Below are 22888 nucleotides of genomic sequence, written 5' to 3'. Positions count from 1 at the left end.
GCAAAAAGCCACTGATTATTATCTGCCTTTTCCATTTAAACACTGACATTTCGACATTTCAAGAACTTGATGAAATTGCAATCGGTTACAGTCAAAATTCTTATAATTCAAACTATTCTTTCGTTAATAATCTTTAAATGGTTACGTTTACACACTATTTTTTCTCATTTCCTTTTAAAATATGATTATGTTGAAGCTAATTGTTGATTTGAGCTGAATATATGAGACTTTATCTAAAAGAAACATGTAAAATGAAAAAAAAGGCCCGAATCTCTATGATTAAGGATTAAGTCAGTCATTGTCCTTTTTCTTTATCCTTTACCCTAACAAAAAATACTTATCACTCGGAAAAGCAACATTTTTGTTACGGAACAACAACCAAGTTTAACATTTACAACACAAAAAGAAGAGCTTATTTAGGCTCTTCTCTGTCTTATTTATTCTCTTTAAACCAATCATCCATTTTCTTCATGATAGAGTTCATTGCTTCTTTATTAGAAAACCTTGGCAATTCTGCAAGTAATGCCTGCTTTGGAGCAACACTATCTTCACCTTTTTTCTGAAGAATGAGAATACTTTTACCATGTTTTTCATCTTTGAATAAAGAAACAGGTAGTTTAATAAAGCCTTGAATAATAGCAACTTCCCTTAAATATTTGTTTAATTTTGGTGCTTCTTTTGTTTCAAAAAGAGAGTTAGGTACGATAAAAAATAAATAACCATTTTCTTTCGTATGTGTTAAGCTTTGCTCTATAAATAAATGATGTGAATATGAGTATCCTTCATCTGCTTTAAGTTCATATTTAGCAGCCTCTATATCGTTTGGGTAATAACCAACAGGTAGATCGCAAACAACCATATCAACCGGGTCAATTAATAAACGTTCTAAGCTATCTTGATTGAAAAAGCTAATCGGATGTTCTTGAAGGTTAGCATTTATATACGCAAGCTTTATTAGAAGATCATCAACATCTACTCCATAGCTTTCTATCTTCTCAAACGAAAGATAATTTAATATCGCTGTTAATAAATTCCCAGTTCCTACTGCTGGGTCTAATACAGTCATTTCCTTCTGCTTTCCCAAAAACTTACTCACGAGATAGCCTAGAAATAATCCTATTGTATCAGGTGTCATTTGATGATTTGGATGTGCTCCTTCTTTTAATCCTTTGAGAATGGCAAGTTGATAAGCTTTACGAAACTCTTCTTTATCATATGTATGTACTTGAATCGTCTCATATTTTCGCTTCAAGCTTTTTACTGTTACTTCACTAAGATTATCTTGAAGAATCGAATTATGAAAAAGATTTTCGCCTGTTTCAGCTACTGCCTCAATATAGGTGATTTGAGCTTCATTAGCAATTAATTCAGCAGTCTCATTTATTACTGTAAATAAATTCTCTATCTTTGAAAGTGTTTGCATACTTTTACTCCTCCTAGCCGTTTACCTCTTTTAATTCTAGACATAGTTCTTATTATAGTCAAAGGAAAACAACATTAGTGGAATTAGGTCATAAAAGGACAAATTTTTCATGTAGAATAAATGATAACTATCCTACCGAAAGAAATATTTTTAAAAAAACAAGAAAAAAACTGCCCCTAATTAATTCAGGACAGTTTTTTAATAAGCTATTTTCGTAAACTTTGTTGTTTTTAGACACCTGATGGAAACAACACTATATAAAGACTAGCTTATCTTTTCTTTTACAGATCGTACCTTTTAAGCAATAGTACACTAGTTTCAACAGATAAAGACGTCAATTAGCAACAATTTTTTTAGAAAAGTGCCTTTTTAACAACACGATAGTAAGATTATTGAGCAGCTTTAGCAGCCTCAATTGCAGCTTCATAATTAGGATGATTAGTCGCTTCACTTACATATTCAACATATGTTACTTGATCATTTCCATCAACAACGAACACAGCACGTGCTAATAAACGTAACTCTTGGATAAGAACACCGTACGCTTCTCCAAATGAAGCATCTCGATGATCAGATAAAGTTTTTACATTTTCAAGCCCATTAGAAGCACACCATCTTTTTTGTGCAAAAGGTAAATCCATGCTTACGGTTAATACTTCTGCATTGTCAATAGTTGATGCATCTTCGTTAAAACGACGAGTTTGCGCATCACATACTCCTGTGTCAATCGACGGAACAACAGAGATAATACGTACTTTACCCTTTGTGTCCGCTAATGTAACTGGTGATAAATCGTTTGCTAAAACTGTAAAATCTGGTGCTTGATCACCAACACTCACTTCATTACCTAACAATGTAACAGGATTATTTTTAAATGTAATAGATGCCATACTAAAATCCTCCTTTAAATAAAATATATGTACAGTGTAAATATAGCCCAGCATATCAGAATTATCAATTATTATGTTTCAAGCAAAGAGACTGGGATATAATTAAAGAAATCATACACAAAGACGAATAAATCTAAATTCAGTTAAGTTGAAAGAAAAAAGTTCGTTCCATTGCGCTGCAGACACTCGCGTTCCACGGGGAGGAAACTGAGCCTCCTCGGCATGCCTGCGGGGTCTCAGCCTTTCCTCAATTCCCGTAGGAGTCGATTGTCTTCCGCTCCATTCCACTAAGTTTATGCAAATATATATTTCATAGAAATAAAAGGGTCCAACGCATATATGAACGTTGAACCTTTTTTATGAAAATTAAATATCAAGATCTTTCTTTTGTTCTGATTTAAAATCTACATCTTCTGCTGGGTCATCTTTTCCGTTGCTATTGTTATTGTTGCTTTTATTCTTTTTAAAGAGACTTTGAATTTTCTCAACTGTTTGTGGAGCAGCTTCAAGTATTTTCTCATATAAATGAGTATTTTCGTCTAAATGAAGCATCTTAACGCCACTTGATGAGACGATTAGAAATGCGATAGGTGTGATAGAAACTCCACCACCACTTCCTCCACCAAATGGTAACTTAGGAGACTTTCCATCTCCTTCTTCAGCTCCAGTAGAATTGAATTCGCTACCACCTGCAGCAAATCCAAATCCTACCTTTGATACGGTTAATATAACACTACCATCTGGTGTTTCTACTGGATCGCCAACGATTGTATTAACATCAATCATTTGCTTTAAATTCTCCATTGCTGTTTTCATTAAGCCTTGAATTGGATGATCACTCATATATGTAGCCTCCTTTAACAATTTTAAAACCGGTCATTGCCCATCAAATACTACAATCACTAGTTAGCAAAAAAGGAAAAAGGCTTACTTTTTAAATCTGGGCGCCCACCTTTCCAGTATTTGAGGAACTGTATACCTGCCAAAATAGCTTGCCCGATTCGAAACTGAAAAATACATTGAAGTTTTGTTCTTGAACATAATAGATTAAATTCGGGTGTAATCGTCACTATTGGTGTTGTTTTTAGTTTCATATATTCTCCCACAATTCCAATGACAACACCTTTTATTGACCAAGCAACACCTGTAATTAGTCCAGTATGTGCCGCATCACCTATCCCAATTTGAGAATGCCAAATAAATTGCCTCACTTTTATTTTCCTTAAAAATCGTTGCACTATTTTATGTATTCCTACAACATGCTGTACAATTTCTTTTATGTCATGAATTGCTTTTACTTCTTCTTCTGGAGTTATCTTTTTTTTATTTTTTGAACCCTCGTTAGTAGATGATTCATCCCCCATTTTCTGCTCTTCTTTTATAATAATATTGGCTTGATCATCAATTTTCACGAAAGGTATCTTAATCGTGTATCTTAATAAACCGTACCAAGCTTTTATTTTAATTTTAATATGATCATTATCACCAACATGAATGACATCAAGGATAATTGTTAATTTGGTCAAAATGATTATGAGAAATAGAACAAATAATAGCAACAAAATACTATAAACCCAGAACAGTATGATCACACCCTTTCAATTTTTCATTATCACCTTCTACTAAATAAAATAAACCTCTTAATAAAGAGCTCGTTTTAGAATATTTACAAAGATTTCACACCTAAGGATTCATGTTTTTTCAACTGTCTTTGCTTTTTACACACACAAAAACCCTGCTAATTATATTAGCAGGGTTCTAAAAACATAGTTTATCAAGCAATTTTTGAATGTGATTTTTGCGCAAAAAGTCTTTCATGAATGACTTGAGTATCAGCGAATAGATCATGTAGACCTTGTTTTTTTGGTGTGAAAGCAACAATAATATAGCCGACCCAAATAAATTTTGAAATATATCTTCCAATCAATTCTCTGAAAATAATTGTTCCCCATGTTAATTTTTCTTCTTTTAAAGATACAACTTTTAATCCGAAAATCATTTTACCTAACGTTTGATTCGTTATTTTTGTCATCAACACAAAATAGGCAAAAAAGATAATAGCCGTTGTAATTGATATTGGTGAGAAGATAAATTTATTATTAGTATTTAAGTCTAACAGTTCAAATATTGGATAGAGAACAATACGGTTGACGCTTCCAATTACTATGAGATCAACAAGATATGCCCAGAAACGTATCCAAAATCCTGCGAGTAATTGGCTATAATCCGAAGTGGTTTTAACAATAGATTCAGAGTCATAATAGGATTGTTCCTTTTCTGAACCTTCAAACGTTGCATCCATCATAGTCCCCCCTTATTCAGAATACAGATACATAAGTCTTGGAGAATTAGGTTGAGCGATAAATTGATATAAATTCGATAACTCAATATCATCCTTGAACACTTTCGAAGCACCCATAGAGATGAAGCGATCAAGACCTAACGCTTTTCCATATTCAACAACTTGAGCATCTTCAATTTTCAAGTCCTTTTTCATTGCCAAAATTGTATCATCTAAATAACCTAATTCATCAATTAGATTTATTTCCTTTGCCTGTCTTCCATCATAAATACGACCATCCGCTACTTTTCTTACCTCTTGTTCTGATAATGGACGACCTTCTGTTATGACTTCAACAAATCCTTTGTAGGCATTATCAACCATTGTCTGAAGTATCTCTCTTTCCTCTTCAGTCATATCCCGTGTTGGAGAGAAAATATCTTTATATGGGCCACTTTTTATTGTCTCAAATTTCACTCCATACTTCTCCGCTAATTCTCCATAGTTAACAGACTGCATAATCACTCCCAAAGATCCTGTTAATGTGTCTGGAGCTGCAAAGATTTTGTCCGCTGCTGTAGCAATATAGTACCCACCTGAAGCTGCAGTTGTACCCATTGAGATATAAACTGGTTTTTTACTTTTTTCTTTTAATTCAGTTAGTTTTTTATGTATTTCTGCACTTTCAACAACACCACCACCAGGTGAATTAACGCGTACTATTACACCTTTAACATGACGATCCTCTCCAGCTGCCTCAACCATGTCTAAAAACGTTTGATGTTGATATCCTACTGTACTAAATAAAGAAGCTACATCTTCACCTGTATCCTGTATAACACCATTTACATTTAAAACAAGAATCTTGTCAGTAGAAGATCCTTCCTCGATAACCTCCTCAGTAAAATCACTGTTAGAAGCAGCAAATGCTTCACTAAACATATCACTTTGTTTTACAAAAAACATGGATGAGCTGATAATAATTGAAATGACAAATAATCCTGCCGCGAGCCCTAATGCTCCCCACCGTTTACCATTCATCTCTTTCTTCCTCCTTTACCTTCATGAAACTTAGCTATTTGCATTTAATTCACATATTTAGTCTACATTTGAACTCTTTTTCTATCTATACTATTCCTTTTATATTATTTTTGCATAGTGTTCAAATAATTAGTATCTGAAAAACTACACGATGAGGTTGGAACAAAAGTATTTTAACAACATAGAAACCGAACAATGGTGGAGGTGTAGTTACGACGCTCCTGAAATATACTCCGCTATGTTATTAATTTGTTCAGAATTTTTATTAATTACTACGTTATGTCCAGCCTCAAGAAGATGTAACAAAGTATGAAATTCTAGATAAGAAAAGAGAATAATCTTTTAGTTTCAAATTTATTGCTTCTTGGAACATTTAAATATCTAAAAGTGGTAAACTAAACAACATAAAGTATTGTAACACCTTTAAGGAAAAATGTGGAGATTTTACATATCATAAGGAGGATTCATTATGCCAGATCGACAGAATATATATTTTTTCTATAAAAAAGAGGACAACCTCATCGATAAAATCGACTCTTTAATTCAATTTGCGAAGGATAATAAATTTACAATTGTCGATGATGTGAGTACTGCAAACATAGTTGTCAGTATTGGTGGAGATGGAGCATTTTTACAGGCTGTCCGTAAAACGAACTTTAGAACAGATTGTTTATATGCAGGTGTATCAGTAGATGAAACTTTAAGCTTATATTGTGATTTTCATATTGATGAACAAGAAAAAATGATTCAAGCTATGAATGAATCACAAATTGAAGTAAGACGTTATCCTGTTTTAGAAGTGAAAATTGACGATTTAGCTACATTTAAATGCTTAAACGAATGTTCTATCAGATCGAGTATTATTAAGACTTTTGCCATAGATGTTTTCATTGATGATCTTCATTTTGAGACATTTAGAGGAGATGGTATGCTAATTGCTACACCTACAGGAAGTACAGGCTACACGAAATCAGTGAATGGAGCAGTTGTTGATCCAATGCTTCCTTGCATACAAGTTAGTGAATTGGCTTCTTTAAATAATAATTTATACCGAACACTAGGCTCTTCGTTTATTTTAAGTGATAAAAGAAAACTTACGTTAAAGATTGTACAAGATGGTAATGATTATCCTGTTATCGGAATGGACAATGAAGCTTTAAGTGTTCGAAATGTTTTAAAATTAGAATATAGTTTGAGTGATCAAGCAATCAAAACCGTTAAGCTGAAAGATAATTCTTTCTGGGAAAAAGTGAAAAGATCATTCTTGTAACATTTTGTAACTTTGAATAAAAACGTGATAATTTAACTTTTTCACATTGAAGCAAACAACCAACACAAATAAAACAGGAAGCAGATTTGCTTCCTGTTTTATTTGCTTACTCATTATGTTGATACATAATTTCATTATCAACTACTGTCATCATTACTTTTGTTTGCAATAAATGTTCTGCTGATTGGTTAAAAATATCTAGATCAAAAACTGTAAAATCAGCTACAAAACCTTTTTTTATCATTCCTCGATCATGTTGATGATGAATGGCATATGCACTTCCTTTAGTAAACAAACCTACCGCCTGATAAATAGATAGCTTTTGTTCAGGAAAATAACTTGTCCCTGAAGAATCATATAAACTTTCTCTTGTAATAGCCGCATAGATACCTAATAACGGATCTATTGGTTCTATAGGAGCATCAGATCCTCCAGCACATGGAATTCCTTCTTCTAATAATGTTTTCCAAGCGTAACAAGACTTCATATTATTTAGACCAATTCTATCAAATACCCATGGAAAATCACTTGCAACAAATCGGGGCTGTATATCTAGAATAATCGGTAACCTTTTTGCTCTAGCAATTAAATCTTCTCTTAATATTTGAGCATGTATTAGTCGATCATGTTGATCAGGTTCAGGTGGATTAGCCTCAATCACGTCAAGAGTCCACTCAAAAGCTAAATCTCCAATAACATGAACGGCAATCTCCATTTTATAGCTCCTTGCTTTTTGAACTAATAATGCCAATTCATCTTTTGAGTGAATAGCAACACCAGTTGTTGTTGGATCATCGTCATAAGGAAAACTTAAAAGAGCTGTTCTTCCACCTAATGCCCCATCAGCAAAAATTTTCATAGCCCCAAATTCTCCATACTTACCTAGACTTCTTTTTTTGTTTTGAAATTCATCGACGATAAGATGATGCACAAGTAAATGCGTGCGAAATTTTAAACCTTTTGATAACACTTCATCAAAGGCACTAAGAGTTTTTTCTAATCCACCATAATAAGATAAATCTTCTGTGTGTGCACCTACGAGACCTTTTTTGTAGCAATCTTTTATAGAAGTTTCAAGTGCTAAAATAAGTTCTCCTTTTGTAGATGAAGGTGCAACATCAAAAACTAGCTCCTGAGCTTGATCAAGCAAATAGCCTGTTGGTTCATTGGTAGAGTCTCTCACAATGACTCCACCTGATGGATCGATTGTTTCATTTGTGATGTTGGCTAGTTCTAGTGCTTTTGTATTAACAATAACTGCATGTCTACATATTCTTTTCAACAACACTGGATGATTTGGAGCTACATCATCTAATTCAGTTCGATGTAAAATCTTTTGATCTTCTAATTGATTTTCGTTCCAGCCCTCACCTATCACCCATTGACCTGGGTTAAGTTGCTGAACTCTATTTTTTACTGTTTGTAATATCTCATCTGAATTCGTTGTTTGAGAAAAATCCAATCTTACTAGCTTTTCTCCATGACCAATTAAGTGCATATGGCTATCAACTAACCCCGGTATCATTGTTTTTCCCTTTAAATTCATGTATTCCGTAATTTCTTCTTTATAACGATCAAGTAGTTCATTATATTTACCGGTATCATAAATTTCTCCTGCTTTTGAAAAAACAGCCTCTACTTTACAACCTTCAGATTCTAATGTATATATATTTCCTCCATACCATAAAGTTCCCAATCTCTATTCCTCCGTATAACTACTAATTGATAAATTAATACCATGACCTATTCAAAAAAGTTAACATGCTCAACTATAGGTTAGAAACTATCTTAATAATTTCCCCAACATTGTAATGTAGAAAAAACACTCAATTTATATGAAACACTACCAGAAAAGTTTATATTTTGGAAATATTTTATAAAGTCATTGAACTTCTTCAATATTCATACTGCAAGACTTTTACACCTTTCACTCCAATTAACTATGAGATTTTACATAGTCAAAAATAAAAAACCAGGAAGAAAATCCTGGCTTTACTTAAGCTTGTTTTAATTGAAGCTCTCGTTGTCTTAATTCAATACGACGAATTTTCCCTGAAGTTGTTTTCGGTAATTCATCAATAAATTCGATTTCTCGAGGATACTTATATGGAGCTGTTAATTCCTTTACATGCTTTTGTAAAGTAGCAATTAATTGATCATCTATTAACAAAGATGGATCTCTTAGAACAACATACGCTTTAACAATATTTCCTCTAATTTCATCAGGACTTGCTACAACTGCACATTCTTTAATAAATGGATGTTTAACAAGCGCGTCTTCAACCTCAAACGGTCCAATTGTATAACCAGAGCTAATGATGATATCATCCATTCGACCTTCAAACCAAAAATATCCATCTTCATCCATTCTAGCTCGATCACCGGTTATATAGTAATCCCCTCTATATTGCATTAATGTTCTTTCGGTATCTTTATAATATTCTTTAAATAAAGCAGGAGTATCTTTATGAACAGCAATATCACCTACTTCATTAACTTCACATGGTTTGCCGTCATCATTAATAATGATCACGTCGTTACCTGGTGTTGGCTTCCCCATTGATCCAGGTTTAATTAACATGCCCTTCATGACCCCTACAAGTAAAGTATTTTCTGTTTGACCATATCCATCACGTACTTTCACATTAAAATGCTTCTGAAAAGTATCAATAACTTCCCGATTCAATGGCTCACCAGCAGATACAGCACTATGTAATGTAGAGAGAGAATATTTGTCAAGCTCCTCAACCTTTGACATCAAACGATACTCAGTAGGTGTACAACATAAAACATTCACCTGGTAATCATCTAAGAGCTGCAAATATTTATCAGGTTCAAACTTTCCTTGATAAATTAACCCTGTCGCACCACATCCTAAAACAGATAAGAAGGGGCTCCAAATCCATTTCTGCCAACCTGGACCTGCAGTTGCCCATACGGTATCTTCCTCATTGATACTTAACCAATTCTTAGCTGCAGTTCTTAAATGAGCATAAGCCCATCCATGTGTATGAACGACACCTTTAGGATTGCCAGTTGTACCAGAAGTATAGGATAAAAAAGCCATACTATTAGCCAATGTTTCAGCAGTATTCATCTCACTGCTTTCATTTGCAATCATATTTTCTAGTGACATCCACTCAGCATCATTGCCATTAATAACAAATTTTTTCAATCTATTAAACTCTCTTATATCTTTAAATTCATTTATATAAAGTCCATAACTAATAACTGCCTTTACATCACCATGTGTTACTCGGTATTGTAAGTCTTTTGTTTTCAACATTTCAGAGCTAGGGATAACGACTAGACCTGCTTTTAAGGCAGCCAAATATACTGCATAAGCATCGATCATTCGAGGAATGACAACAAGTACTGTATCCCCAGTATTTAGACCTTGGTTAATTAAAGCGTTTCCAATTTTATTTACTCTTTCAATTAAAGAATGGTATGTAATTTCACTTTTGTCACCTTGTTCATTTTCAAATCTCAGAGCAACTTTCGTTGGATCTGCTGCATACTTTTCAATCTCTTCTACAAGATTATATTTTGATGGTGCAAGCAATTCTTCTTTAACCATTTATTTCCCCTCCTTTATGTTTGTACACTCATAGTATACATAATTATTCCAATCTTTTAAATATTACTACTATGTTTTAATGAGGAATGTTGTAATTAGTTTATTTTATTTTGGCTCTGTTAAACTTTGTTGTTGATTTCCGTTACAGGCATTCGCTTTCCGCGGGCGGTCCGGAAGCCTCCTCGGCGCAAGCGCCTGTGGGGTCTCCCTTTGACACGCTTCTCCCGCAGGAGTCTCATGCCTTTCACTCCAATCAACAAAGTGCTAAAAATCAACATTAAGCTTTAACATAGCCTTTATTTAAAAAAAATAAGGGTTATGTTGAACTTTTGTTTTTATCTAAAGTTTTTATTAAGTCAATTCACCGTCTTTAGAATGAGGCTCAAAGGCTGGGAATACATTATTTAAGCATTGTACCCCTGAGATGCGAATGAATATTTAACTTAAGAAGTTTTTCAACTTAGAAAACGTGCTAAAGTCCACTAGCAAGCAACCAAAAGCGTAATACAACCAATACACTTGGTAAATAGATTAAATTTAAAAGCTGAGGCTAGGACAAAAGTATTTTAACAAAATAGAAACCGAACAATGGTTGTAAGTGTAGTTACGCCGCTCCTGAAATATACTTCGCTTTCCGCGGGAAGCTGGCAAGCCTCCTCGTGCTACGCACTGTGGGGTCTAGCCGTTGCTTTTCATCCCGCAGGAGTCTACGTATATTTCATCCGCTAAGAGCTATTACTTTGTTCGGAATTTTTGTTAATCACTTAAGTTATGTCCCAACCTCTTATGTTTCTAAATAAGCAGTGATGTAATGAATTCACATAGTAAAATTTAGAAAGACTTAAAGATAGCAAATTTTAAAAAACGCATAAGGAAAAGGCAGGAGATAAACTCCTACCTTAGTAGCCATTATCTATTCAATTATTATTGTTGGTATGAACCGCTCATTTGTTGTTGAGCAAAAGAAACTAGACGCTTAGTGATTTCACCACCAACAGAACCGTTTGCGCGTGAAGTAGTTTCTGGTCCTAAGTTAACACCAAATTCTGAAGCAATTTCATATTTCATTTGATCGATTGCTTGTTGTGCACCTGGTACAACAAGTTGGTTTGAGCTGTTTGATCCGCTGTTTTGTGCCATGTGTATCACCTCCTTGTGAGTATAGAATGTGTAAATACACATGGCTTCATGCATTAATTTTTTTGGTAATTTCTTCTCTATAAGGATTAATTGAGTTCTTTCAACTGGGTATCTTTTCATTTATGCCATTTGTATAAACTCTTAACAAGTAATCAGCATTGCATTCTTTAGCTTTATCAAGAGGCTCACCAAGGAAAAATGCTTTCTAAACTAGGCATTCTCTTTCGAATATACTTCCTCATAAAAATGCCAATCCCAATATCAATAAGTCAGTCTCTAAAATAAACTATTCATTTCTTCTTTTTGATTAGTGGTAATCAATATTGTTTCGATATTATTCACAGCTTCTGATACAAGCTCATCAAAATCCACAAAGCTTTCAAATCTAGATACTTTTTCTAATTTTGGCATTGTTTTAGGACTGGCAGGCGTAAAAATTGTACAACAATCTTCATAAGGTCTTATCGAAATATCATGAGTATTAATTTCCTGAGCAATTTTAATTATTTCTAGTTTATCCAATGTAATAAGTGGTCTTAAAATTGGCGTATTTGTCACAGCGTTAATTGCTAACATACTTTCTAATGTTTGACTTGCTACTTGTCCGAGACTTTCCCCAGTTATTAACGCTAACCCTTGTTGTTTTTCTCTTAATTGATCTGCTATTTTTAACATCATTCTTCGAGTAGATGTCATTGTATAGTTCTCTGGAACTTGCTGTTGAATCTTTTCCTGTATTGAGGTAAAAGGAACAATATGAAGTTTGATTTTCCCCCCAAAGGATGTTAACTCTGATGTTAAATCGATTACCTTTTGTTTAGCGCGTTCACTAGTATATGGTGGGCTAAAGAAATGAATCACTTCAAGTTCGACACCCCGTTTTAACGTAAGATAACCAGCTACAGGACTATCAATTCCACCTGATAATAATAGTAATGCCTTTCCTCCAGATCCTACCGGCAGACCTCCTGCACCTTGATAATCGAAGCAAGTAATATATGTTGCTTCACTTCTCACTTCAACTCTGAGATTAATATCGGGATTTTTCACATCAACACTTAAATTATCTGTATTAATAAGAATATGACTACCAAGTTGATAATTTAACTCATTTGTATTAAAAGGAAATTGCTTATCAGCACGTTTAGTCGTTACCTTAAATGTATCATTGTGTTTATAAAGATTTAAAATTGCGCTCAAGGCCGTTTCTTTTATAACTGATATTTCACTTTCACACTTAATAGCTAAACTGAAGGACTGTATCCCAAATACTAGTTTTAATTTTTCAACAATTCCTTCATGATTTTCATCGTTCAGATGTATATAAATACGATCTCTGGTTGCTTGATAATTTAATTTTGGAAAATCTGATAAAACTTCACGGATATTTCGTTTCAATCGCTCGATAAATTTTCTGCGATTTCTACCTTTTGTTGATATTTCTCCGAAACGTATTAATATATGGTCAAATTTCATCTTTTCTACCTCATGACTTTTGATAATTTGTTTATTCCTTTTTTTAGAGTCGTAATAAAAGGTGTTATTATTTCATTATTATGATCAAGTGACAAACTGACTCTAATAGAACTTTTTGCTATTTCTTCTCGCTTGTTCATTTCTAATAATATATGACTAATTGTTTTTCTTCTTGATGAACATGCAGAAGTCGTTGATAAATATATCCCTTTTTCTCCAAAGTAATGGATTAAAACCTCTGCTTTTAGATTTGGAACCGAAAAATTCAAGATATGTGGTGCTGCATTATCAGGAGTATTAACATTAACTCCGTCAATTTTTAATAATTCATTTCTTAGTTTTTTATGTGTATCTTTAACGATCTCCAATTGCTTTTCTGCTTTTTCTATCGTGAGCCTAAGTGCTTTTGCTAAAGCAACATTACCTGCTAAACTTTCAGTTCCAGATCTCATGTCTAGCTCCTGTGACCCACCAGAAAAAAGCGGTAGCAGTGTTACGCCATTTTTAACAAATAGCGCTCCTGTTCCATTTAATCCATGAAATTTATGTCCAGAGATTGTAACTAAATCTATATGTGAATCGTAAAAATGAAGAGGTACTTTCGTAACACCTTGGACATGATCAACATGAAATAAGATGTTTTTGTAATTCTTAAGTAGCCGACCAATATCAGTAATGGGCTGAATTGATCCCACCTCATTATTTACATGCATAATGGAAACAAGAATTGTGTCATTTCGTAATTTCTCTTTCAGTTCATCACAAGATACAATTCCATTTTCATCAACATTCATATAGGTCACTTCAAATCCATGAACATTTTCTAGTTGCTTAAATGCTTCTAAGACTGATGGATGTTCAATAACTGAAGTGATTAGATGTTTTCCTTTATGTTGATTTGCCAATGCTGCACCTTTTATAGCTAAATTATTCCCTTCTGTTCCTCCAGAGGTGAATATAATTTCATTTGGTAAAACACCTAATAAAGATGCTACTTGTTTTCTTGATTCATTTAGTAGTACTTCTGCTTCATTTCCTAATTTATGTATTGATGAAGGATTAGCGAAGTATTCTTCTGTCACCTTAATAAAAGTTGAAAGTACTTCTTTATAAGGTTTTGTCGTTGCACTGTTATCTAAATACAACATCTTTCTTCCCCCATACAAGAAAATTATTAGCTTCACACTTAAATCTTTTCCTCAGTAAGGGAAAAATTCAGGTGTAATCATACCACAACAAAGATAGAAATAAAAATCACACTTACAAAATAACTGTCAAAATAAAATGTTTAAAAAATAAAACAAGGACAACAAGATAAAATGATTTTTCGATCTTAAACTAGATAAACTAGTTCAAAATTTATTACATCATTTTATATGTCATCCCTGAATCGTTTCAAACACTTGTTACTTTATCGATTATTAAGCAGTTCCTGTATTTTATTTAAGGAACCAGGTTCAACTTGCTCAAGGGCAGCAACAGCTTCATCTAAAGCTTTACTATACTCATACTCTCTAAACAAATTCTCAGCATCTTTGAATTTTAATTCGAGTTGCTTGTTGCGACTTCTATATCTATTACCATATTGGATCACTTGCTCTATAAGTAATACCTGTTCAATTAGTTCGTCAGCAAATTCCTTTAATGCTGTAACAGATTGCACTGCTTCATCAAGTAATTGTATGACAATTATCATATTTAGAGGAATCTCATCAAGTTTTAACGTTACCTTCTGTACATCTCTTCTAGCTCTATCTATTAATTCACCAAATTCAATGGGAAGGCCTGGTATATTACTTTGTTGAACAGACCTACTTGTATCTAATAGCATTCTTTTAAGATCATTAAGCTTTTCTCTAGCCTGAAGCTCATCTTTTCTTAATGTTTGGAGCATCTCTCTATATTCATTATGGTCTTCATAAAGTTGAGCGATTTGCTTTTCAATTTCTTCTAGTTCTTCTTTTATAATTGAATGTGCAACATGGTCACTTTGTAAATTTTGCTGAATATGGACAAACTTTTTTTCTATTTGAGAAAGCTGTTTCTCTATAACTTTTTGTTTTTGAAGCTCAGTTTCAGATAATTGGTAGCTCTGTTTAACTAAATCTGTTTCATGTAAAGTAGCTGTTTTCTGTGCTGAAAGCTCTTCTAGTTTTTGGTCAATTTTATTTTTTGATGAATTGACAAATTGACTAGCTTCAACTTCTTTTTCTAAAAGGTCATATAAATTGTCAATTGATTGCTGTATTAATTGAAGACCTTCTTGTATATCGTCTGTCTCTGTTTCTTCAATTTTATTACTAAACAAAGATAGCTTTTGTCTAATTTTACTAATCTCTTCTTCAACTTGGAGATGTTCTAAATAATAGCCTGTTGCCACCATTTCTTTATACCCATCTTCTAACTCATTTAATAAGTTAGGTATTGTCGTATGACACTCAGTCAATAATTTAGGAATATCATCTATTTTTATTTGAAGGCTATCAAGATTCCCCATCGTTTTCTTTAGGATATCTCTTGCTACTAAATAATTTCCTTGTTCCGTTTCTATATCAAATTGCTTTAAATCAGTGGTGATTTGTTCTAAGCCTTTTTCTAATTTATTATGTGATTTTCCAAATTGATGACTATGTGCCAACAAAGTCTTTTTAACTTTCTTCGCTTGTTCTTTTATTTCTTCACTCTCAACTGAGTTCTCTTCCTCACTAGAAACTAACTCGTTAATTTCAGCAATAATTTTATCAATATTATCGTCAACCGTTTTTAAAACCTCGTCAATATGTTCTAGAACATTTCGTGATTTTTTAAAACGATATTTATCAGCATAATCTTCTGCATCGAAAAGCAGCTCTTCTACTTCTGGTAGTTGAGTAGTAATAATCTCATCCCATTCGCTTCTCCACTGTTCAAACAATATTTCTGCCTGTCCTACCATTTTTAGTTCTTTTACTTTTGACAATTCATCAATAATAGATCTGTTCATAATCTCAATTTTTCTTGCCTCTAACCGATCAACTTCTTTATAAATCTTTCTTCTCAATACATATCCTGTACCAAATAAAATACATATTAGAAGGACTAATCCAATTATAACTTCCATAATGAGCCCCCTCGTTGTTACACAAAATCCTCATGACAGGGAAGATGAAACTCCCCAAAGATGAAAGGTTTCACATTATCATGCTGATAAGCGTCTATGTCAAATTATCTACTAATTATCAATCTTCTTCAATTTATTCAAGCTCTTTTTTATTACTTTGGTTTTTTAAGAAACAACCCATATTTAAATATCACTTTATAATATGTTTATGTAAATTCTAAACATACTCTTATACAGTAGTTTATAATGTTTTTTCAATGTTTTTATGATACCATGTAAACGACATTTTTTGACCAGAAATTTTTATTTTTTTACATTATTTGTCCTATTATGTTGAAAACCTGATTTTATAAGTGAGAATTGCTCATTTTTGCAAGAATAGCAGAGGTAACAAACAATAGTGAATAGAAATAAAAGGAGTTTCTATACATTAAAGCTTATGACATTAGAAAAATGAGGTTATTTTCCTTCTCGAGGGTAAAAAAGCTACTATTTTCTTAACTTTGATCAGTTTCCTAACCCAACTTGAAAAAGGTTAGCAGAGAAAGGAAATTTTCAAACCCTTTCATTCACTTTAATAAAGGCTCTTTTCTGAACGATTGTTGCTATGTAACCAAAATATATAGTGAAATCAGTGATTTTTTACTATAAGGGTACTATTTTATGAAGAATAGATGCCACTAGACTTAATACAGTGCTAATTGCTTAAGGTATTTAAAAGCAACAAAGTTTGTGCGAAAACAGCCTTAATATAAAATAATTTTGAAATATATTTATAATAAAACGATTGGAGGAGAAAACATATGCTAAAAAAAGATGGCCATGTCCATACCCCTTATTGTCCTCATGGGACTACAGATCTATTAGAAGACTATATTAAAATGGCAATAATAGAAGGCTTTCAAAGCTTGAGTTTTACGGAGCATGCCCCACTTCCCTTAGGATTTAAGGATCCAACACCTTTACAAGATAGTGCGATGAAAATGGGCGAATTAGAGGATTATATCCAAAAAATACAAAAGTTTAAAAACAAATATAAAAATAAAATTGAAATAAATCTTGGGTTAGAGGTTGATTATATAAAAGAATATAGTGGTGAAACGAAAAAGTTTCTAAATGAATATGGAAAATATTTAGATGATAGCATTCTATCTGTCCATTTTTTATATCTTAAAAACTCTTATTTTTGTCTAGATTATGATGAACACACTTTCGGGGAAATGGTTAAGTTGACTGGATCTTTACAAAAACTTCATCAACTATATTATGATGAAGTTTTGCATTCAATTAAAAGTGATTTAGGAAAATACAAACCAAAAAGAATCGGTCATTTAACATTAGTAAATAAATTCCAAAAACTTTATCACATTACTTTTTCTACTGAAGAGATGATTTCAAAAATTTTATTTGCAATTAAGGAACAAGGAATGGAGATTGACTATAATGTAGCAGGGTTAAGAAAAGAGTTCTGTGGAGAAACGTACCCAAGCTCATCTGTTGTTGAATTAGCAATAAAGCAAAAAATCCCTCTAATATACGGTTCAGATGCCCATAGTGCAAGGGATGTAGGAAAGAACTATTTCCATTATGATTCATTAACATAATCTCTATTTTGTTAATGAAAGCTCTTACCTGAAAGTAAGTTGCTAATTGACTTATTTACCTTATTAAAAGTACTTTTTAAAAAGATAGCATGATACTATTTACATTGCCATGACCTAAAGTATCAGAAAGCCTCAAAATATACAAAAACAAATGATTTTTTTTATAAAACTAACGAACAACAACCAACTTTTCATCTTTTGAATAGCTTTCTATTAGCAATGAGTTCAACCAAATTTTAAGTTCTTTGTAATATTGATGCACAAAATAAGTTTCATGTGACTGAATATGAAGGACTTCGCTCATGTATTGTGGCTGTAAATACGGCATATGCAAAAGACTCCTAAGTTGAATAATTAAATGAGGGATAAAGGCTTTTCGATAATAGCCTTCCTTAATCCCTTGCTCAAATAACGCTTTAATGAAATACTTTTCTTTTGTTAAATAAGTTGTCATTACTTCGCGTATTAAGATCGAATCAACTGTCACTTCCCGGTAAACCAATCTTGAGAGTTGACGATTTTCATGTTGGTAATTTAATATATCTAGAATAATCTTACTTAAAACAGAGTGGACGCTACTGTATTGGAGATGGGCATAATTCTCTTCGATTAGTTTTATATATCCTTCATAGTAATAAGAGACAAGAAATTCTAACAACCCACCCTTACCTTTAAAATAATAAGAGATATGTGCTACATTTACATTTGCTTTACTAGCAATTTCTCTAACTGATGTCCCGGTAAATCCCTTCGAATTGAATAATTCGATTGCAGAGTTAAGAATTCTTTGTCTTGTATCATTTAAAACTTTTTGACTCATCCTATACACCTCCCTATGTAATTATTCAATTATGTTCGGGAGATTCCTTTATCATTCGCTCGACAAAGTTTGTTGTGTGTTTGTTACTAAATAGCCGAAAGTAGGTAATCATCATGTTTCATGTCGAAAAATACAATGGTAATAAAGAAGAGAAATACAGACTATTACTCAATCAATTGAAAGCTTTACTTGAGGGAGAAGATGACCGCATTGCTAATTTATCAAATGCCTCAGCTTTATTAAATCAATTTCTAGAAAACATTAATTGGGTAGGCTTTTATCTAATGAAGGAAGACCAGCTAGTTCTAGGACCTTTTCAAGGATTACCAGCATGTGTACGTATCCCACTTGGGAGAGGTGTTTGTGGATCTGCTGCTGCTCATCTAAAAACAGAACGTGTTGCAGATGTGCATCAATTTCCAGGGCATATCGCTTGTGATGCTGCCTCCAATTCAGAAATTGTTGTTCCTCTTGTAAAAGAAGGAAAGTTAATTGGCGTGTTAGATATTGACAGTCCAATCAAAAATAGATTTGATGAAGAAGATCAAACATTTTTAGAGGAATTCACAAATGTTTTAATACAATATATCTAAACAGCAAAAAATGGATGACAAATTTGTCATCCATTTTTCATTCCATATCTGACTGAACAATCACTTGATTTTTCCCTTTGCTTTTTGCATCATATAACGCTTTATCTGCTTGCTTAAATAATTGATCAAAAGTATATTCATGATCAGCATTCCAATAAGAAACCCCACATGAAACAGTTATACTAGGATTTGTATTTTCTCTTACTCGACTAACAATTCTTTCAGCAATAGCTATCCCAGCTTCTAATTCTACTAGTGGTAGATAGACGGCAAGTTCCTCTCCACCCCATCTTGCACCTATATCATGTTCTCGAATATTATTATTAATTATGTTTGCCACCTGAATAAGAATTTCATCACCAATTTGATGACCGAACGTATCATTTACTTTCTTGAAATTATCGATATCAATTAACAAAAATGTACCTTGACGATCAATTTTAATTGATTTTTCAATGCAACTATTCATATAACTCCGAGAATACAATTGTGTTAGATGATCTGTTTTCACTAGAGTTTCAAGCTCTTCTCTAAGAAGAGAATTTGTTAATGCTAATGTAGAATGATGAATTAGCGATTGAAGAAGCTTGAACATATCAAAGGAAAAATGGTAAGGGTTTTTATGCATTACTAATGCACAGCCCTTAAGACTATCACTTTGAACCATCGGAACTGCCATTATTGACAAATACTTTGCGTCTTCTAGTATCGTTGATATGTCACCTATAAACAGCCCCTCTAAATCCTTTTCAAGCTTTTCTCTAATATAGTCCAAATACATGTGTAAATCTTCAGAGTCAAAAAACTCTGTACTTCCAGGGAATATTTGAATGGTACCATCTTGATTTAGATAGAAAAAACCAACCTCATCTGCATCAAATGATTCCATTATTCTAGAAGACATGTATGTCATTGTATCTGTTAATCTTAAGCTTTTATTTAATCGATGTGACGTTTCGTTAATTAGCTGTAAATCCTTAATTAACCGTTTTGACTGGTCATAAAGCTGAGCATTTTCTAAAGCTGTACCTGCTGTATTTGCAAGCATAACGATAAAATCTTTATTTTCTTTTGAAAGCTCAATATCATTATTCGCAACTACTTGTAGAACGCCATAAACACCTTGTTTTCCTTTTAAAGGGCAATAAACCGTCGTTTGTTTTATATTATCTTGAGATAAGGTTTTCACTTTCCCAGTGACGTAAGCCTCCATCGCCAATTCATTATCTTCTTGATAATCGAAACCTAATTCCTTAATCGGTAAATCTCGATGGTTTTCGTTATCATGTGATAAAAATAAATAGAAAATAAATTCTGTATACATTGCTTGCAATGTTGAAATTAACTCAACTAACACATCATCTTTATCCATTAAAGAATGGAATTTCTCAGTTATACGATATAATTCTTCATATTTTTGATCATTTTGAGTAACGTGGACTAAATTCATACAATAAGAATAAAAGGTAGAACACGCTTTAGCTATTTCAGTTAACTCTTTATATGATAAATTTTCATTTAAATCTGTTAGCTCTACTATTCCAATCAAACGATCTTTTTGCATAATTGGAATAAGAGATATTCCTTCAGCTTGATAAACTTCTCCATAAATAAAACTGTGTGGTAAAGATTTTGAAGGAAGATCTAGCTTGTTTACAGGTGTAAGGTAATTTAACTTTTCATTGTATTGATAGTATTCTGCATGATGAATAGACAGCACATTTTTTAAAATATTAGTTAGCTTTTCTATTACTTCATACAGAGAAAACTTTTTTTCAACTTCACTTAAATGATTAAAAAAAGCATATTTTATTGTCTGTTCAACTGATCGACTTTCCATTAAAATCACCCACACTAATTAAGTTACAAAATAATACAATATTTACACATTATTATAACATAAAATCTACACATAAATAGTACAAAGAATATGTAGTATACCCCCTTATTCTTTAATTATTCATACGAAGGTATCGTTTAGCTTGTACTTAGTGGGATTCCTTGTATCGTCATTTGAAATTTTTAAAATTAATTCAGCTATTTCTTTATAACTATTTGGTTTGGTATAGGTATTCTTTGAAGAGTAATCCATTTTAGATCTGTAATTACAAATTCGTTGCTTCCTTGCATCATGCCGTTTACTATAAAAAAGAGAGTTTAGAAATATTCTTGACTTATGGTGAAGTAAGACATATAATGTTCGTTGTGTATAAAATATGCAGCCTATTGATGTAGCAGTTGTGATTTCATTTTGTTCCCCTTGTTAAATAAGGAGGTGTATCGAGTAACTCTATGCTGCTGGAGCGAGGATACATGAAAACAAAATGTGCAGAATTGTATAGTCAGTCTGGTTTTTATTTTATGCAAAATAAAAACATAAAGGAGGAGTTAGCATGGCTCGTTATACAGGCTCAAGCTGGAAACTCTCTCGTCGATTAGGAATTTCATTAAGTGGTACAGGTAAAGAATTAGAAAAGCGTCCATATGCTCCAGGACAACATGGTCCAGGACAACGCAAAAAGATTTCTGAATATGGTTTACAACTACAAGAGAAGCAAAAGCTTCGTCATATGTATGGTGTAAATGAGCGCCAATTCCGTAACTTATTTGATAAAGCTAGTAAAATGGTTGGTAAACATGGTGAGAACTTCATGATTCTTCTTGATTCTCGTCTTGATAACGTAGTATACCGTCTAGGTTTAGCACGTACTCGCCGTCAAGCTCGTCAATTAGTTAACCACGGTCATATCGTTGTTGATGGTGGACGTGTTGATATTCCATCATACCAAGTAAAACCTGGTCAAACAATCACTTTACGTGAAAAATCTCGCAACCTTGACATTGTTAAGGAAGCTATCGAAGTAAGCAACTTCGTACCTGATTACCTAACTTTCGACGCTGATAAATTAGAAGGTACGTTCACTCGTTTACCTGAACGTTCTGAATTACCTGCTGAAATTAACGAAGCTCTTATCGTTGAGTTCTACTCTCGTTAATAGTTATAAAAAAACCTGTGCCATTTAAAGTGTACCCTTTGTAAAGGACATTTTTAAAAAAGTCTAGGCTGTCTTGATAAGATGATCTCTGTATTGAACAGGGGTCATCTTATTTAAATTCCATTGGTATCTATAGTGATTGTAATAGATCATATATTGCTTAATTTCTTTTCTTAGTTCATCTAAATTTGTACATGATTTTATAGAAGCTTCATCTTTAAAATGACCAAAGAAAGATTCTTGAGGAGCGTTATCCCAACAGTTTCCTCTTCGTGACATAGACTGGCGTAAACCCAATTTTTTTACCTTCTTTTGAAAGTCAGGGTGCGTGTAATGAACGCCTTGGTCTGAGTGTATTAAAGCGTCCTTTGCTTTCTTGAAATTCTTGTTTTTCTTTAGTTTTTGGAGGGTGTCTGTAGCTAAGTCAATGGTCATTCGATCTGATACATGATAGGCTAAGATTTCACCAGTAGATCCGTCTTTAATGGCCGATAAGTAAGCTCTAAGCCCCTTGCCAAAATGAAGATACGTAATATCTGTTAGGAGGACCTTTCCAGGAACCCCTTGCTTAAATTGTCTATTTAGGAGATTTGGGGCAACACGATGTTCCTGTGTAGCTTTCATCATTCGCCTATATGGATTTGCTTTTCTTATAGGGCAAATAATGCTGAACT

The 22888-nt window shown here is 32.9% G+C and carries 19 protein-coding genes; 4 read left to right on the top strand and 15 right to left on the bottom strand.

What is annotated here, in order from left to right; genetic code table 11:
- Window positions 1-433: 433 nt before the first annotated feature.
- The 6 genes from LC076_RS06345 to sppA form a co-directional block, all read right to left on the bottom strand.
- Window positions 434-1423 carry a class I SAM-dependent methyltransferase gene (locus tag LC076_RS06345; protein ID WP_226667029.1) on the bottom strand — a complete coding sequence of 330 codons (990 nt, stop codon included), beginning with the start codon at window positions 1421-1423 and terminating at the stop codon, window positions 434-436.
- Window positions 1424-1812: 389 nt separating this feature from the next.
- Entirely contained in the window at window positions 1813-2313 is a 501-nt protein-coding gene (gene tpx, locus LC076_RS06340) for a thiol peroxidase (RefSeq protein WP_226667028.1), read from the bottom strand.
- Between the two features lie 366 nt (window positions 2314-2679).
- A complete protein-coding gene (gene ytfJ / locus LC076_RS06335) occupies window positions 2680-3156 on the bottom strand; it encodes a GerW family sporulation protein (protein WP_226667026.1) in 477 nt (158 codons plus the stop codon).
- A gap of 59 nt (window positions 3157-3215) precedes the next feature.
- Window positions 3216-3875: a DUF2953 domain-containing protein gene (locus LC076_RS06330; RefSeq protein ID WP_226667024.1), complete on the bottom strand. Its 660-nt coding sequence runs from the start codon at window positions 3873-3875 to the stop codon at window positions 3216-3218.
- A 212-nt stretch (window positions 3876-4087) separates the two neighbouring features.
- Window positions 4088-4615, bottom strand: coding sequence for an RDD family protein (locus tag LC076_RS06325; protein WP_226667022.1), 528 nt, complete (start codon window positions 4613-4615; stop codon window positions 4088-4090).
- Window positions 4616-4627: 12 nt separating this feature from the next.
- Window positions 4628-5635 carry a signal peptide peptidase SppA gene (sppA, locus tag LC076_RS06320; RefSeq protein ID WP_226667021.1) on the bottom strand — a complete coding sequence of 336 codons (1008 nt, stop codon included), beginning with the start codon at window positions 5633-5635 and terminating at the stop codon, window positions 4628-4630.
- A gap of 466 nt (window positions 5636-6101) precedes the next feature.
- Between sppA and LC076_RS06315 the strand changes: the two genes are divergently transcribed.
- On the top strand, window positions 6102-6905 hold the full coding sequence (locus tag LC076_RS06315; RefSeq protein ID WP_226667416.1) for an NAD kinase: 804 nt from the start codon (window positions 6102-6104) through the stop codon (window positions 6903-6905).
- 106 nt (window positions 6906-7011) lie between these two features.
- On the opposite strand, the gene LC076_RS06310 is transcribed toward LC076_RS06315, so the two are convergent.
- From LC076_RS06310 to ezrA, 6 genes are all read right to left on the bottom strand, one after another.
- Window positions 7012-8601, bottom strand: a complete 1590-nt coding sequence (locus LC076_RS06310; RefSeq protein WP_226667017.1) for an amidohydrolase — start codon at window positions 8599-8601, stop codon at window positions 7012-7014.
- A 300-nt stretch (window positions 8602-8901) separates the two neighbouring features.
- On the bottom strand, window positions 8902-10485 hold the full coding sequence (gene mbcS, locus LC076_RS06305) for an acyl-CoA synthetase MbcS (RefSeq protein ID WP_226667016.1): 1584 nt from the start codon (window positions 10483-10485) through the stop codon (window positions 8902-8904).
- 924 nt (window positions 10486-11409) lie between these two features.
- A complete protein-coding gene (locus tag LC076_RS06300) occupies window positions 11410-11625 on the bottom strand; it encodes an alpha/beta-type small acid-soluble spore protein (protein WP_226667015.1) in 216 nt (71 codons plus the stop codon).
- A gap of 276 nt (window positions 11626-11901) precedes the next feature.
- Window positions 11902-13101: a tRNA uracil 4-sulfurtransferase ThiI gene (gene thiI, locus LC076_RS06295; RefSeq protein ID WP_226667014.1), complete on the bottom strand. Its 1200-nt coding sequence runs from the start codon at window positions 13099-13101 to the stop codon at window positions 11902-11904.
- A gap of 5 nt (window positions 13102-13106) precedes the next feature.
- Window positions 13107-14249: a cysteine desulfurase family protein gene (locus tag LC076_RS06290; protein WP_226667013.1), complete on the bottom strand. Its 1143-nt coding sequence runs from the start codon at window positions 14247-14249 to the stop codon at window positions 13107-13109.
- Between the two features lie 263 nt (window positions 14250-14512).
- Window positions 14513-16201, bottom strand: coding sequence for a septation ring formation regulator EzrA (ezrA, locus tag LC076_RS06285; RefSeq protein WP_226667012.1), 1689 nt, complete (start codon window positions 16199-16201; stop codon window positions 14513-14515).
- An 803-nt stretch (window positions 16202-17004) separates the two neighbouring features.
- On the opposite strand from ezrA, the gene hisJ reads away from it, so the two are divergent.
- Complete coding sequence (gene hisJ / locus LC076_RS06280) at window positions 17005-17805, top strand: histidinol-phosphatase HisJ (protein ID WP_226667011.1); 801 nt, start codon at window positions 17005-17007, stop codon at window positions 17803-17805.
- A 169-nt stretch (window positions 17806-17974) separates the two neighbouring features.
- Here the strand turns inward: hisJ and refZ are convergent, their stop codons facing one another.
- On the bottom strand, window positions 17975-18625 hold the full coding sequence (gene refZ / locus LC076_RS06275) for a forespore capture DNA-binding protein RefZ (RefSeq protein WP_226667010.1): 651 nt from the start codon (window positions 18623-18625) through the stop codon (window positions 17975-17977).
- A gap of 113 nt (window positions 18626-18738) precedes the next feature.
- On the opposite strand from refZ, the gene LC076_RS06270 reads away from it, so the two are divergent.
- The gene (locus LC076_RS06270) at window positions 18739-19218 is read left to right on the top strand and encodes a GAF domain-containing protein (RefSeq protein WP_226667009.1); all 480 of its coding nucleotides are present in this window, start codon (window positions 18739-18741) and stop codon (window positions 19216-19218) included.
- Between the two features lie 37 nt (window positions 19219-19255).
- On the opposite strand, the gene LC076_RS06265 is transcribed toward LC076_RS06270, so the two are convergent.
- Window positions 19256-21058 (bottom strand): sensor domain-containing diguanylate cyclase, encoded by a 1803-nt coding sequence (locus LC076_RS06265; RefSeq protein ID WP_226667008.1) that lies wholly within the window; start codon window positions 21056-21058, stop codon window positions 19256-19258.
- 553 nt (window positions 21059-21611) lie between these two features.
- Between LC076_RS06265 and rpsD the strand changes: the two genes are divergently transcribed.
- Window positions 21612-22214 (top strand): 30S ribosomal protein S4, encoded by a 603-nt coding sequence (gene rpsD / locus LC076_RS06260; RefSeq protein ID WP_146949333.1) that lies wholly within the window; start codon window positions 21612-21614, stop codon window positions 22212-22214.
- Window positions 22215-22277: 63 nt separating this feature from the next.
- On the opposite strand, the gene LC076_RS06255 is transcribed toward rpsD, so the two are convergent.
- Window positions 22278-22888: IS3 family transposase (locus LC076_RS06255; RefSeq protein WP_226667007.1), on the bottom strand; the 611-nt coding region annotated here is incomplete at its 5' end.

This window comes from Metabacillus litoralis (assembly GCF_020524045.1).
Lineage (GTDB): Bacteria > Bacillota > Bacilli > Bacillales > Bacillaceae > Metabacillus > Metabacillus litoralis_C.
This window is presented reverse-complemented; position numbering and strand designations above follow the sequence as displayed.

Coding starts and splice junctions, on each gene's coding strand:
- LC076_RS06270 (WP_226667009.1), top strand. CDS start 18,739: ATGTTTCATGTCGAAAAATACAATGGTAATAAAGAAGAGAAATACAGA.
- tpx (WP_226667028.1), bottom strand. CDS start 2,313: ATGGCATCTATTACATTTAAAAATAATCCTGTTACATTGTTAGGTAAT.
- LC076_RS06325 (WP_226667022.1), bottom strand. CDS start 4,615: ATGGATGCAACGTTTGAAGGTTCAGAAAAGGAACAATCCTATTATGAC.
- hisJ (WP_226667011.1), top strand. CDS start 17,005: ATGCTAAAAAAAGATGGCCATGTCCATACCCCTTATTGTCCTCATGGG.
- LC076_RS06265 (WP_226667008.1), bottom strand. CDS start 21,058: ATGGAAAGTCGATCAGTTGAACAGACAATAAAATATGCTTTTTTTAAT.
- ezrA (WP_226667012.1), bottom strand. CDS start 16,201: ATGGAAGTTATAATTGGATTAGTCCTTCTAATATGTATTTTATTTGGT.
- thiI (WP_226667014.1), bottom strand. CDS start 13,101: ATGAAATTTGACCATATATTAATACGTTTCGGAGAAATATCAACAAAA.
- ytfJ (WP_226667026.1), bottom strand. CDS start 3,156: ATGAGTGATCATCCAATTCAAGGCTTAATGAAAACAGCAATGGAGAAT.
- sppA (WP_226667021.1), bottom strand. CDS start 5,635: ATGAATGGTAAACGGTGGGGAGCATTAGGGCTCGCGGCAGGATTATTT.
- LC076_RS06290 (WP_226667013.1), bottom strand. CDS start 14,249: ATGTTGTATTTAGATAACAGTGCAACGACAAAACCTTATAAAGAAGTA.
- LC076_RS06345 (WP_226667029.1), bottom strand. CDS start 1,423: ATGCAAACACTTTCAAAGATAGAGAATTTATTTACAGTAATAAATGAG.
- mbcS (WP_226667016.1), bottom strand. CDS start 10,485: ATGGTTAAAGAAGAATTGCTTGCACCATCAAAATATAATCTTGTAGAA.
- rpsD (WP_146949333.1), top strand. CDS start 21,612: ATGGCTCGTTATACAGGCTCAAGCTGGAAACTCTCTCGTCGATTAGGA.
- refZ (WP_226667010.1), bottom strand. CDS start 18,625: ATGAGTCAAAAAGTTTTAAATGATACAAGACAAAGAATTCTTAACTCT.
- LC076_RS06300 (WP_226667015.1), bottom strand. CDS start 11,625: ATGGCACAAAACAGCGGATCAAACAGCTCAAACCAACTTGTTGTACCA.